The sequence below is a fragment of the Lactiplantibacillus fabifermentans DSM 21115 genome (genome assembly GCF_000498955.2).
In the GTDB taxonomy this organism is placed as follows: domain Bacteria; phylum Bacillota; class Bacilli; order Lactobacillales; family Lactobacillaceae; genus Lactiplantibacillus; species Lactiplantibacillus fabifermentans.
The window spans coordinates 1-13,304 of record NZ_AYGX02000095.1; the positions used below are offsets into that span (position 1 = coordinate 1).

Annotated in this window: 12 protein-coding genes; 1 reads left to right on the forward strand and 11 read right to left on the reverse strand. The window is 45.5% G+C overall.

Annotated elements, in window-relative coordinates; all coding sequences use genetic code 11:
• Positions 1-52: 52 nt before the first annotated feature.
• The 3 genes from DY78_RS08830 to DY78_RS08840 form a co-directional block, all read right to left on the reverse strand.
• A complete protein-coding gene (locus DY78_RS08830) occupies positions 53-757 on the reverse strand; it encodes a GDSL-type esterase/lipase family protein (RefSeq protein WP_024624996.1) in 705 nt (234 codons plus the stop codon).
• Positions 758-772: 15 nt separating this feature from the next.
• A complete protein-coding gene (locus DY78_RS08835; RefSeq protein WP_024624995.1) occupies positions 773-1,123 on the reverse strand; it encodes a hypothetical protein in 351 nt (116 codons plus the stop codon).
• 157 nt (positions 1,124-1,280) lie between these two features.
• Positions 1,281-1,850: a DapH/DapD/GlmU-related protein gene (locus tag DY78_RS08840; protein ID WP_024624994.1), complete on the reverse strand. Its 570-nt coding sequence runs from the start codon at positions 1,848-1,850 to the stop codon at positions 1,281-1,283.
• Positions 1,851-1,970: 120 nt separating this feature from the next.
• Between DY78_RS08840 and DY78_RS08845 the strand changes: the two genes are divergently transcribed.
• A complete protein-coding gene (locus DY78_RS08845) occupies positions 1,971-2,864 on the forward strand; it encodes a LysR family transcriptional regulator (RefSeq protein WP_024624993.1) in 894 nt (297 codons plus the stop codon).
• Between the two features lie 19 nt (positions 2,865-2,883).
• Here the strand turns inward: DY78_RS08845 and DY78_RS08850 are convergent, their stop codons facing one another.
• The 8 genes from DY78_RS08850 to DY78_RS08885 all read right to left on the reverse strand — a co-directional run bounded on the left by DY78_RS08850 (position 2,884) and on the right by DY78_RS08885 (position 13,233).
• Positions 2,884-3,474, reverse strand: coding sequence for a histidine phosphatase family protein (locus tag DY78_RS08850; RefSeq protein WP_024624992.1), 591 nt, complete (start codon positions 3,472-3,474; stop codon positions 2,884-2,886).
• A gap of 71 nt (positions 3,475-3,545) precedes the next feature.
• Positions 3,546-5,732 (reverse strand): lectin-like domain-containing protein, encoded by a 2,187-nt coding sequence (locus tag DY78_RS08855; protein ID WP_156404114.1) that lies wholly within the window; start codon positions 5,730-5,732, stop codon positions 3,546-3,548.
• Between the two features lie 150 nt (positions 5,733-5,882).
• Positions 5,883-8,444 carry an ATP-binding protein gene (locus DY78_RS08860; RefSeq protein WP_024624990.1) on the reverse strand — a complete coding sequence of 854 codons (2,562 nt, stop codon included), beginning with the start codon at positions 8,442-8,444 and terminating at the stop codon, positions 5,883-5,885.
• A complete protein-coding gene (locus DY78_RS08865; protein ID WP_024624989.1) occupies positions 8,441-9,523 on the reverse strand; it encodes a carbamoyl phosphate synthase small subunit in 1,083 nt (360 codons plus the stop codon). The genes DY78_RS08860 and DY78_RS08865 overlap by 4 nt, the downstream gene beginning before the upstream one ends.
• 32 nt (positions 9,524-9,555) lie before the next feature.
• Positions 9,556-10,080 carry a bifunctional pyr operon transcriptional regulator/uracil phosphoribosyltransferase PyrR gene (gene pyrR, locus DY78_RS08870; RefSeq protein WP_024624988.1) on the reverse strand — a complete coding sequence of 175 codons (525 nt, stop codon included), beginning with the start codon at positions 10,078-10,080 and terminating at the stop codon, positions 9,556-9,558.
• A 156-nt stretch (positions 10,081-10,236) separates the two neighbouring features.
• Positions 10,237-11,160, reverse strand: a complete 924-nt coding sequence (locus DY78_RS08875) for an RluA family pseudouridine synthase (protein WP_024624987.1) — start codon at positions 11,158-11,160, stop codon at positions 10,237-10,239.
• 16 nt (positions 11,161-11,176) lie between these two features.
• Positions 11,177-11,626, reverse strand: coding sequence for a signal peptidase II (gene lspA, locus DY78_RS08880; protein ID WP_024624986.1), 450 nt, complete (start codon positions 11,624-11,626; stop codon positions 11,177-11,179).
• A gap of 590 nt (positions 11,627-12,216) precedes the next feature.
• On the reverse strand, positions 12,217-13,233 hold the full coding sequence (locus DY78_RS08885) for an aldo/keto reductase (RefSeq protein WP_024624985.1): 1,017 nt from the start codon (positions 13,231-13,233) through the stop codon (positions 12,217-12,219).
• Positions 13,234-13,304: the final 71 nt, after the last annotated feature.

Below are 13,304 nucleotides of genomic sequence, written 5' to 3' on the forward strand. Positions count from 1 at the left end.
GAAGCTGATCTTTTTTGTCCGAACAGCGTTCGGATTAATTTTACAATCTACCTTACCACAACTGGCCGGCAATAAATTCCGCGATGCGTTGCCCACCTTCAGCCGAAAAATGAATATGGTCGCCACAGTCAAAGGGGGTCGCTAATACCGCGGAATCTTGCGGATCAGCCACATAACCAGCCAAGTCAATCGTCGTACTAAAGCCCTTCAAATAATCATTGACCATTTGCCGCAACCGTTCTTTTTGCGGCGTCCACGCATCACGGCCATCAACCACGGCCGTTTTAAACGGCGTAATCGTCAAACGTAACAGCGGGACGCCGGCATCCGCCGCTAATGATTCCACTTTGCGTAAACCATCAATTAAGGCGGTGGCGGTCGGTAATTCCGCCGCCGGGGCCGTGGTACCCGGATGTAAGAGGTCATTGAGCCCTTCCATAAAAATCAACGCATCCACCGGTTGTTGTGCCAAAATACGTGCTAACCGGCCGACACCCGCCGGACCAAAACTCGACCCCCATACCGAATTAGTGTTGGCATCCCGCAATAAGCGATTGCCTGACACGCCGGCATTGATTAGTCCCCACCGGTCAGGAAATTTAGTTTGCCATAAGTCCGACAACGCTGCCGAGTAATACCCCTGATTCGTGAGTGAATCACCAAAAAACAGGAGTTGTTTGGCTGGTAAGTCGCGTTTGATTTCAATTGCGTTAACCCCAAAGAACCGTTCCGTGCGCTCATCGACTAACTTGATCATGGATTGGTCTTTAGTCTACATGAGCGATTGCGGACTATCCGCTTGGGACTCCAGTCTAAGCGTCAACCAGTCACCCGCATGAATCGCTAAGGTGACCCAGTCGCTCCAGACCCGCTGGTGCGCGGGAATCCCGAAATGAGCATTTCCGGCAATCGGCACGACTGTCACTAAGTCTTGCCCAAATATTTGCACCGTTAGCCGTTCAATGATTAGTGCCTCATTACCAAAATCATTAGCAATACTGAAACGGACTTTATTAGTCGTCAAACCTTGTTTAATTTGCACGACTTGTTGGTGTGCTTGGTTTAAATTATAAATGTTAGTAAAGTTGCTAACCGTTTGTTGCCAAGAGATAACCGTTGTCATAGGCCCTGTCATTCCTTTCAAGTAGTAAGACAGTTAACTACTTGTATTAATTAACTATAAGTCTACTATTATTAGGAACAAATTCAAGTAACATTTTCACTGACCAGCCCAAATACGCTTCTTGGTTTACATAACTTTAATTTATCAAAGTATATCGCTAATCTGGAATTGCTTTAATAAATTTAGCTGGCACACCACCCACAATCGTATTAGGAGCAACATCATGCGTGACTACCGCACCAGCTGCCACCACGGCATTTTCCCCCACCGTCACGCCGGGCAAAATCGTTACCCCGGCCCCGAGCCAAGCATTGCGCTGGATGACGACACGTTGCCCATAAAAACGATGACGGAGCGCCGGTGTTTTATCTAGCGGATGATTGACACTCAATAATTGCACATTCGGGCCAATCAAGACATCATCTTGAATCTCAATACCACCGACATCGACCATCGTACAGTTACGGTTTATAAAGACTCGTTCACCAATCCAAATATGGTGGCCAAAGTCACTCCCAAACGGCAATGAAATCGTCGTCGAGTCCGGGATATGATGCCCGGTAATTTGGCTGAGCGCGGTATGCACGGCTGCCGGGTCAGCACCTTGTTGATTTAATTTAGTTAGTGCTTGTGCGGTTTGCTGTTGGACAGCATCAATTTCAGCGACCCGCGGATCGGTTTGTCGGTCTAACATTTCTCCAGCTAACGCTTTTTCAAAAATAGTCATATTTAAATTACTCCTTTGATGGTCATGTTTGACAATTAGTATAGATTGTTTAATGATTAATGTGAAATATCAATTATCTATCACGATACATAACTAAAACGCATATTAGGAGCTGATTGGATGGAACTAGAAACCTTACGCCACTTTGTCGTTATTGCTAAGCTCGGCAACATGACCCGGGCAGCGGCGCAGTTGAACATTTCCCAGCCGGCTTTATCACGGCAAGTTCAAACGTTAGAAACTGAACTTGGCCAACCTTTGTTCAATCGCGCCAATCGGCAACTCACCTTGACGCCCGGTGGTCATTACTTAGTCAACCACGCTGAAGAATTACTGACCCTGGCGGACAAAACGGTGGCCAACATGACCCAGCAACAAGTTTTGAGTGGTAAGTTATATATCGGGGCCGGTGAAACGCGCGGGATGCAACCATTAGTCACCGCGTTTGAGACCTTACATCGTGCCCATCCCGGAGTACAGCTAAAGTTGTTTAGTGGGGCTTCCCAAGATGTCTTCACCAAACTCGATAACGGCATTTTAGACTTCGGCTTAATTACCGACCCGCAACTCAATAGTAGCTATGACAGTCTCGCGCTACCTAGCCTGGACCGTTGGGGCGTGCTACTAAGGAGTAGTGACCCACTGGCAAAAAACACGGTCATTACTCCCACTGACTTGCTAGGGAAACCATTAATCTTTTCACAACAAACCACCGCCATCGAACGTTTACGCCGCTGGTCAAACCAGCAATTAACGGATCAACAAGTCGTCGCCACTTATAATCTGATTTATAATGCCTCACTATTAGCACAGGCCGGTCTCGGTTATGTCATTGGCATCGCGGGGCTGATTAACACGAGTGGTGATAGCGAACTCTGTTTTCGGCCGTTGTCGCCAACAATGACCACGAAACTGGGGTTAATCTGGCCAAGAAAACGACCATTATCACCCGTTGCCAGCCACTTTTTAACCACTTTACAAGCCCAACTAAATCCTGATAGCAAAAAATCGTAGCCACCGTAGCTACGATTTTTTAATTAGTTGGCAAGTTGCGGATGCTTTGGAAAGTGAATTTACCATCTTCATAAGTAAACTTCAAAACGGCACAGTTATCTAAGACAATCTTTTGCCGCTTGATTTCGTCCATGGATAACCATTTGCGTAAAAACATAAAGGTCGCGCCACCATGGCTGACCGCTAAGACTTGTTGATTATCTGGTCGGTCCATAATTGCAGTGAGCGTCCTAACCATCCGTGCTTGTACTTGGACGTCACTTTCACCACCGTATTGCACGAAAAATTCACCATGCGATTGGCGCACTGGGTCAATCTTGGGATTTAAAACTTCACTTTCGCCTTCAAAGACGCCAAAGCCCCATTCTTTAATGCCTTTTAGCCGTTCATATGGTTGGTTGGTAATGAGTTCTAAGGTATCACTAGCACGTTCTTGGGTTGAACAATAAGCATGATCAAAGTGAATCTCGTTTTCTTTAAAATAGGCCCCAACCTGGCGCGCATCCGCGATACCTTTGTCTGTCAGTGGCGAATCTGAAGAACCTTGGATACGTTTAAGTTGATTAAAAAGTGTTTGACCATGGCGCATTAAATATAAAGTTTTTGTCATATGTACTAACCCCTTGTCTGTTGAAAGTCACTATAATGACAGTATAAGCCTTTTTGAAAGCGTTGTCACAGCTAAGCCGGTGTGCTTTTCAATGTCCAGATGATTTTTGCGCTATATTCACCAGCAGGGGCGCTACCAAAGATTTTTAACCTGAGCTTTCCTTTTAGTTGGCTACCGATATCGTGTTCTAAATTTTTGTTCATTTTGGTATTATTTGAGCTAGCAATCGGCTCACCGGCGACCCCTTGAAAATACAATTCACCGACTGATTCTTTCGCACTTGAATTTCCTTGCGGCTTTAGCTGCTCAACGTCTGCTTGTAGGTTCCAATCTTGTTTTCCATGGTTTAGAATTTTTAAATACCAACCTGATTTTTCTTGAGGTGCGAGCTCCCGGTCTTGACCGGTCAACGTAATTGACTCGAAAACCATTTGCGGCGACACCACCAATTTAAGCTGACCTTGAATCGTTAAATCCAAGTATATATAATTACTAACTTGCCTGTTATTTTTATCAGCCACGTAAAACGCCAAAGGATGCTTTCCTACCCTAAAAAGATTGGCCAGTTTTTCGTGATAATCTTGATACGGAATTGTAAATTCAAGCGACTTGCTATTCACGTTATCATGGTCATCGCCCATCAAAAAATACAGCTCGGCGGGACTAGCTCCCTTTTTATCCGCATTTTTAAATCGACAGATTTCTCGGTCATCCTCACCCACCATCACAATTTGATTGAAGGCCCGAGTATCGACCGAACCGGCGTACGTGATCGTCGTTTTAACAGTAATATCATCATTCTCGTCAATGCGATTAATGGCATGGTTTTTTTTATTCGGCCAGAAACCGTAAGCATAACGTTTATTATCGATTAACGCAGTCGGTGGCACCTCAAATTTGATTTGACCATTGGGCGCGTTAAAAATAACGGGCTGCTTTTGCACCACTTTTACTTGAGCGTTTGTAGCAGTGGGCTTTTTGACTTCCCCGGTCACTTTAACTTCCAAATGTTCCCCTGTTTTTACCAATTCTGATATTATCGTTTGATTGCTAGGCCAGCTGTGCCAACTTTTCTTTGGCACCACATTTTGGGTATCTTTTGGATATTGATACACTTCAACCTTGCTAACAACTAAATTGTCAATCGGTGGTAACGTCAGATGAACATTTTTCCACGCTTGACCACCTTCATGTTCGCTGGCAAAGGTGTATTCCAACTTGTCATTGACGTTAACGTGGTTACTTGCCGGTATTGAACCATCGGCGGTTGATGCTAACACCTGTTGCGTGGTCAAATTGACGACCTGCTGTGTCGATTTTAGGTTGACCAAATCTGGGACACTCTCAAACACGACCCGCGCGATTTCTGCATTATTGCCCGTGGAACCAGTAAAACCCCAATAAACTTCTTGGACATCGGACCCAAAAGTTTCATCCAAGTTAATCTTGACGGTATCTTCAGCAATATTGCCTGCAGCGGAATCAGCCCCACGATAAATTTTGTCATTAAATTTATAATGCATCGTTCCCTGATTGCTGTTAGCAACTGGCGGATACCAATCTAATGATAAATGATGCCATTGACCATCAACTAAATTAGAAATCGGCTTGGCATGTTCATTATTTGCAAGATAATAAGTCTTGCTTTTTTTGGGGATTGGCAAATAAGTTTCTGGCTTACCCGGGAATCCAGCATAAACATGACTCTGTCCCTTAGGAACCTTCAAATCGAGTCCGCTACCATCTGATAAGGTATCATTTCGATAAGTGTCAAACTCTAACGCCCAACTATTTTGAATGGCATTCTTGGCCACTTCTTGAGAACTATTAGCACTATTCTTACCCCAAACACCTAACGACTGACCGTTATTATTCCGCACATCTTTCGCAATCGCGCGTGTTTTATTAGAATCGTTATGTAATACGAATGCGATCCCATCGCCGGCATAATTAGTTTTTTTGCCAAAATAAATCCACATTGAAACATGTTTCTCTTCATGTAATTTAAATTTATGCTGTTCATTGGACCAAATCGCCCCGACTTGGGATTTGTCGTTGGTAATCTCGACCATATTAGGACTTCCCGCTGGCACGTGCGCGGCATTCTTTTGCTGGTCTTCAAATGTCGTAAAACTGGCATCAAATACTGATTCTAAGTTTATTCCTTCGGGCACTGTATCAGCAGCGTTCGCCACCAATGGTGTGCTTGTCAAGATAGTAAGTACTAGTACTAGGCTTCCCAAAATTTTTCTGTGCATCGTCATCTCCCCATCAAGCTAATGTTTTGTACACAACTGAATTGTTCACATATGCAGTATATCGGTGGACTCAACCAATTACAACGACAAAATAATTCAACAAAAAAAGCAATTCATCTCCGTAATAATCGGAAACAAATTGCTTCATATCTAAAAGTCCGTATCTTCGTTGCCGGCATTCAACGCCTTCAAGGCATCTCGTAGCGTGTCGCCATGGGCAATCACGGTCCCAGTCGCATGACCCGGTTCGCCGGTGACTTCATCTTCATCGTAAATTTGTAATTGATTATACGGGAAGGTGTTGGCTTGTACAAAAATAGGTTTTAATTTTGAAATATCAGGATAATCATACATCACTTTACTCAATGGTTCGCCAAGCTTAACGTGTAACAAGAGTCGCGTCACGCTTGACCCACTCGCTTTGCTAATTAAGGCCATCGTCGCTAAGCTCATTGGTTCAATCGTTGCCAAATGCAAGGCGGCATCGACAATCGTCAACCGAACCGTATACAGTCCCGGCACCCCAAACGCCAAGACGCGTTGTTTGATTTCCGAACTTAACGCCGCAATCGCTTGATTTTCGGCCTTATCTTGAATTGGAAAGACTGAAATCGAACCGCGAACGCTCGTGCGTAAGTTATTACCAGCAATGATTTCACTAATTCCGAAGATCTGCACATCCGTTCCGTCAGAGATTACTTCGACAGCGGGTGAATCGTTGGTCTTAATTTGTTCACGTGGCAAGCCGTTGTTGATCTGGACCACTTGATAACCGAGAGCCGACAATTGTTGGCCCAAACGATAATCATGATACGTCGTAAAGATGACTTCCGGCTTTTCAATCGCCAAAATATTCAAGATATCGGAAACTTGCTTAGGTTCAATATAGCGCTTAGCCGCGAGTTGCGGCGTCATCGCGACACTGTTGGGATTGGCATTGATGAGAATTGGTTGATAATCCGCTTTTTTCAAATAGAACAACAGTTGCGAGACCAAATAATCATTCCCATGATTGGTCCCAATCCGGTTGGCCCCCGTCCCAATCACGACTGCCCGGCGGCCGGCCAACTGGTGACTTTCGTTATCAAATTCATACGTCGAATAGTACGTATTTGTTTGCTCGGTAAATTCACCCGCAGTTGGCTCAACTTCTTTGAACGTCGCTTGGATTTCATTTTCTAACGCGAAGTGATTCACCTTACTAGCCGTGGTGTGCCAAGCATCGGCAGCATCTTCATCCGTAAAGCCGAAGTATTTCGCCCGCCCTAACGCATGTACGTCAAAGGGATGGGCCCACAAGGCCTTTTCAATCTCAATAATATGACTTAATTTATAAAAATAGAACGCGTCAATTTTAGTTAATTCGGCCAATTCATCGATTTGATACCCCCGATTCAAGGCTTCCAATAAAACTAACATTCGCCCAGCTTGCGGGTGAATTAACCGTTGAATCAATTCACCTTCCGAGTACGCTTGCGGCTGGTTGGCAATGACGTGATAACGCGATTCGTCAGTCGCACGCATCCCTTTTAAAAGCGCTTCTTCGGTCGAACGGCCGACGCCAATGACGGAGCCAGTTGATTCCGTCACCGTATCCAATTGATGGCTGACCTTCTTTAAAACGTTGAAGGGCCAGACCGGAATCCGGCACACAATATGGTCCAAAGCCGGTTCAATCAGTGCCGTTTGCTTCCGATACGTACTTGGCAACTTAACTTCCGCTAAACTAATACCGACTGTCAAGCTGGCAACCACCCGCGCAATCGGATACCCGGTCGCACGCGCTGACAACGCCATCGTCCGGTCAAAGTACGGCGTCACTTTAATGACAAAATATTGTTGGGTGTGTTGGTCCAAGGCAAACTGAACATGGCACGTCCCAATAATGTGCAACGCCCGCATAATCTTGAGCGTGGCGGCACGGAATTGTTGATATTCTTGGTCGGTAATCGTTTGGGTGGGCGCAAAAACAATGGAATCTGCCGAGTGAATCCCGACTGGGTCAAAATTTTCCATGCCACCAATGAGCAATGCTGTGTCTTTGGCATCACGCATTCCGACAAACTCAAGTTCCTTATAACCGCCGATACTCTGCTCAACGATACATTGCTTGGTCCCTGACACCTTAAAGCCAGTCGCCAGTGCACGCGCTAAATCGTCATCATCCTCACATAATTGCCGACTCGCCTCAATCCGGGGCGCGACTGATTTGACAATCACGGGATAACCCACTTTTTGCACCACGGCGCGCGCTTCGACCTCACTGGCCACGACTTGTGAGGCAATGACTGGTTCCCCTAAATCTTTAAGGCGATTGCTCATTAACGCCGGATTAACAATTAAATCAATCAAATCTTGATCCCACTGTAATAAGCGTACTTGATTATTTTTTAACACGTTATCGCGAATCAAGGCTTGAATCAAGTTAACCCCTTGAATGCCACCAAGCGTCGGAATCAGACCATCGGGTTGTTCGGCTTCGATAATTTTACTTAAGGAAGCGACCGTTAATGGTTCCATATAAACCTTATCCGCGAAGTTATTTTCAGCCGCAATCGAAAACGCATTGTTATCGACTAAAATCACCGCAATGCCTAACTTGCGAATCGCAGCCCCAATTTGGGTCACTGCCGCATCGTGTTGACCTTCACGACCGATATCATTATGACCAGCCCCAATAATCAGGACCTTTTGTAAGTTTTGATTGTTCACCAGACTGGCCCCCTTGCTTGTTGCATCGATTCCACGAACTCATCGAAGACGTCGCGGACCTTGGTTGGACCGGGGGCACCATCTGGGAAGAATTGCACTGAAAACGCCGGAAAGTCACGATAACGTAACCCTTGAATGGTGCCATCAATCAAATCGACAAATGTGGTAATTAATTTATTACGGTCAACCGTTTCCGGATCAACGGCGAAGCCTTGGCCTTGTGACGCATAAATAATCTGATTCGTGATGACTTCACGAATCGGGTGATTAGCCCCGTGGTGTTCCGGTGATAATTTCATGATTTTAGCGCCATTGGCCATTGCAAATAATTCATGACCTAAGCCGATTGCAAATAATGGCACTCGGCTTTGGATGTTTTGAATCATCGTCAAGACACTGTCCGGCAAATCTTGGGGTTTGCCGGGACCGGTCGATAAAATCACGCCATCTGGGTCTAAATTAATAATTTCTTCGGTCGTCGCCGTATAAGGTAAAACGGTGACGTTGCAAGCTCGTTTACTTAACTCGCGTAAAATACCGTGTTTCAGGCCAAAGTCAACCACGACCACATTCAAGCCAGTGCCAGGATTTGGAAAAGGCTTGGGCGTGGCCACCGCGGCGACCTGTTGATTGGTTAAAACGGTCGCACCGAGTTGGTCAAACGCATGCGCATCGGCCACATCGACGATACTGGCTTTCATGGGACCACTCGCGCGCAATTGTTTGGCTAGATGCCGCGTATCAATATGACTGATACCCGGAATGTTTTGTTGTTTTAAATATTGGTCCAGTGACCAACGACGCTGACGATTGGTCGAAATACTAGCCACATCGCGCACGACGACACCTTTGACCGTGGGTAAGATGGATTCATAGCTATCGTGATTAATGCCATAACTACCAATCGTCGGTTGGGTAAAGGCGATAATTTGATTATGATAAATTTGATTCGTAATGATTTCTTGATAACCCGTCATGCTCGTATTAAACACGATTTCACCCGTTGAAACCGCTGGCGAGCCAAAGCCTTCACCCAAGTAGGCACTGCCGTCTTCAAGAATCAAATAGCGGTCTGCCATCTCGATCCCTTCTCATCTTTTTAAAATAAAAGCTAATTAATAATTTCAATCCCGTCGTGACCATCAACTTCAGTCACGGAAACTTTAATACGTTCTTGGCGCGCCGTCGGGATGTTTTTCCCAATAAAGTCGGCCCGAATCGGTAATTCGCGATGACCACGGTCAACTAACACCGCTAAAGAAATACTTTGCGGGCGGCCACCACCCATCAAGGCATCTAGAGCAGCCCGAATCGTCCGCCCAGTAAATAAGACATCATCGACTAAGATAACTTTCTTGCCGGCCACGTCAAACGTCAACTGATAATCGGTTGGCGCCTGGTCAGCCATTTCCGGCTGGTCGTCGCGAAAGGCCGTAATATCTAATTCGCCAACCGGAATGGTCGCCGCTTCTAACTGGGCTAGCCGTTCCGCAATCCGCTGGGCAATGTAGACCCCGCGCGTCTTAATGCCCACTAAGACGACATTGCGAATACCCTTGTTTTGCTCAATGATTTCATACGTAATCCGTGTAAGCGCACGTTTCATCGCCATGGAATCAACAACTTCTTTTTGCATGATTGCCTCCCAAGTATTACTAAATTAATTTTGAGTCACCAACATTACAAAGAAAGACGGTCGGACAAATAGTCACGACCGTCGACGAAAGTTATTGTTAACAGTATGCCTTTCAGTCTCTCTGGGCCGGATTAAAGGACTCTCATTACTGTTAGATTAATGATTCAAATCAGTTTTGTCAAGCTTCGCTAAGGTCGCTTTAAAAATTGGTGGCAACGGCGCTTCAAACGTTAACATTTCACCCGTGGTGGGATGCTCAAATCCGAGTAAACGGGCGTGTAAAAACTGGCCGTTCCCTTTAATTGTCTTTTTGGGACCATATAACGGGTCGCCAACTAATGGATGACCGATTGACTGCAAGTGTACCCGAATTTGATGCGTCCGGCCCGTTTCTAACCGACAACTGATCAACGTGTAGTGTTGATAGCGTTTCAAGACTTTAAAATGGGTCACCGCGGGGCGCCCATCGCGGACGATCGCCTGCTTTTTACGATCTTTCGGTGACCGACCTAATGGCGCATTAATGGTGCCCGTTTCTTCTTTAATAACCCCATGCACTAAAGCCACATATTCACGCAAATTAGTTTTGGCTTTCAGTTGCGCCGCTAGTGAGCGGTGCGCGTGGTCGTTTTTGGCCACCATTAGTAGGCCCGACGTGTCTTTATCAATTCGATGAACGATTCCAGGGCGAAATTCGCCATTAATCGTCGACAACGGACTATGGAACATCAAGGCGTTGACTAACGTGTGGTCGGGATGCCCCGGTGCGGGATGCACGACCATCCCTTGTGGCTTATTGACCACAATCACGTCATCGTCTTCATAAACGATATCTAACGGGATGTCTTCCGGCACCAATTCCGTGGCTTGGACGGTCTGTGCCGCGACCACGATAACATCGTCCGTCTTGACTTTATATTTGCTCGGCTGAAGGACGCCGTTGACCGTGACTTGGTCAGTTTTGATCAATTTATCGACTTGTGAGCGCGTCCAGATGGTTTGCAAGCCGGCTAAGACTTTATCTAAACGGCCGCTTTGAGTCGTAATTGTATACTGTTGTTCATTAGTTGTGCCTGCCAAGTTCTCGATCCTTTCACTACTTTTCAAACGAGTCATCTTTTAAGACCGCAATCAGAATTAAAATTACGCCAAAGGTCAAACAAGCGTCCGCAAAGTTAAAAATTGGAAAATTAATAAAATCTAGTTGGAACATATCGACCACGTAGCCAATTCGAATCCGGTCGATAAAGTTACCGAGCGTCCCAGCAATCATTAACACGATACCGAATTCATAAAGCCGTTTATCCCGCAGCCGCCAGAGCAAATATACCATGACGCCTAACGCCACGACTGAGATTAAATAGAAGAAACTCAACTTACCTTGTAAAATGCTCCAAGCCGCACCACTATTATGTAAATTCGTTAAAGATAACAGTCCAGGTACGACGGTAGTAGTCGCCCCCAAAGCAATATGACTCACAATTGCTGATTTGATGATTTGGTCAACAACGACCAAGATAAACATTAATACCCAATAGATCCACATAGTAGCTTCCTCACAATCCGCTAAACTTGTTTAATTATACCAGACAATCCCGCCATCGTAAGCTCGGGTTCCTCAAAAAGTTCCTTAACCAACGTTTACCGTCAAAAAACATCCTTTTGGTTACTAATACTTGCCACTGCCAACTGACCGTAACTCCAGCCAGTGTGGGGACCAGTTCGATTACTGCTGACCTCCACTAAATTACAACTTTCATTCAAACCTAAGACTGAGACATAGCAAAAAAATAGGCGCCTGACAAAGTTGAAATTTCATCAGGCACCCATTTAGTTTTCACTATTTTTGTAGCCGCAACGTGATCCAAACGGGGTCTTTCCAAATATCAGTGAATCGCGATTAACTGAGCTTTTCACGATTATCCATATAAACTGACACAGCTTTGAAAAAACACTTTAACGGCAACCCTATTTTACAATCAACTGACCGAGCTCAGCCATATCACCGATATAACAATTAATCACGGCTTTCGCGATTACATCAAAATAAGAACACGCTTGCTTATCACAAAATCAATTCAGTTGTGAGTCAGTAGCAATGGCTTTGGAGATTGGCGGATTTTGCTAAGTTACTACTTATTGGGCCTGCCAATCAATCTTCGGTTGGGCCGCTAAAATCGCATCAATCTGCGCTAACTCCGTGCTCGTAAAGTCTAAGTTAGCTAAGGCTTGCACATTATCGATCACTTGTGCGGGCCGACTCGCCCCAATGAGTACGCTCGCCAAGGCTGGTTGCCGTAAATTCCAGGCCAAAGCCATTTGTGCCAAGCTTTGCCCTCGAGTAGCTGCTAAGTCATTTAAGGCCGCAATGGTCGTTAAAGTTTGCTTAACTACTCCCGGATGTAAGAACGGAATCGTCGCTTTTTGGGCGCGAGAATCGGCCGGAATTCCGTGCAAATACTTATTGGTTAACATGCCTTGTGCTAGTGAGCTATAACTAACGGCCCCTTTGCCCAACTTTTCTAAGACCGGAAAAACACCGGTCTCTGGTTTACGATTAAACATGTTGTAACATGGCTGCTCAACGATAAACGGAGTATGCAAGTCTTTAAAAATCGCCGCAATCGCCGCCGTTTGTTCAGCATCATAATTAGAAATCCCCACATACAAGGCCTTGCCTTGGTGAACCAACTGATCCAATGCTAGCGCGGTCTCTTCGGCGGGCGTATCAGGGTCAGCACGGTGACTATAAAAGATATCGAAATAATCTAAGCCCGTTCGCCGCAAACTCTGATCCGCACTGGCGATAATACTCTTACGTGACCCCCAATCACCATATGGTCCGGGCCACATTTCAAAGCCAGCCTTACTAGCAATCACGAGTTCATCACGATACGGCCGAAAATCTTGGGCAAACAACTGGCCGAAGTTACGTTCCGCACTGCCAGGTTCGGGCCCATAATTATTGGCCAAATCAAAATACGTAATCCCTAAGTCAAACGCTTGGCGCACAATATCGCGTTGTGTTGCCAGCGCATCGACCGACCCAAAATTATTCCAAAAGCCTAAGCCAATCGCTGATAGTTTTAACCCACTGTGACCCACGCGCCGATATTGCATCGTGTCATAACGCTCATTTGCTGCTTGATACATCTTATCGCACCCCTCGTTTATAAATATTATAATAATGATATCGCTTTCCAGTTATTAAAAACAGCGGTGAA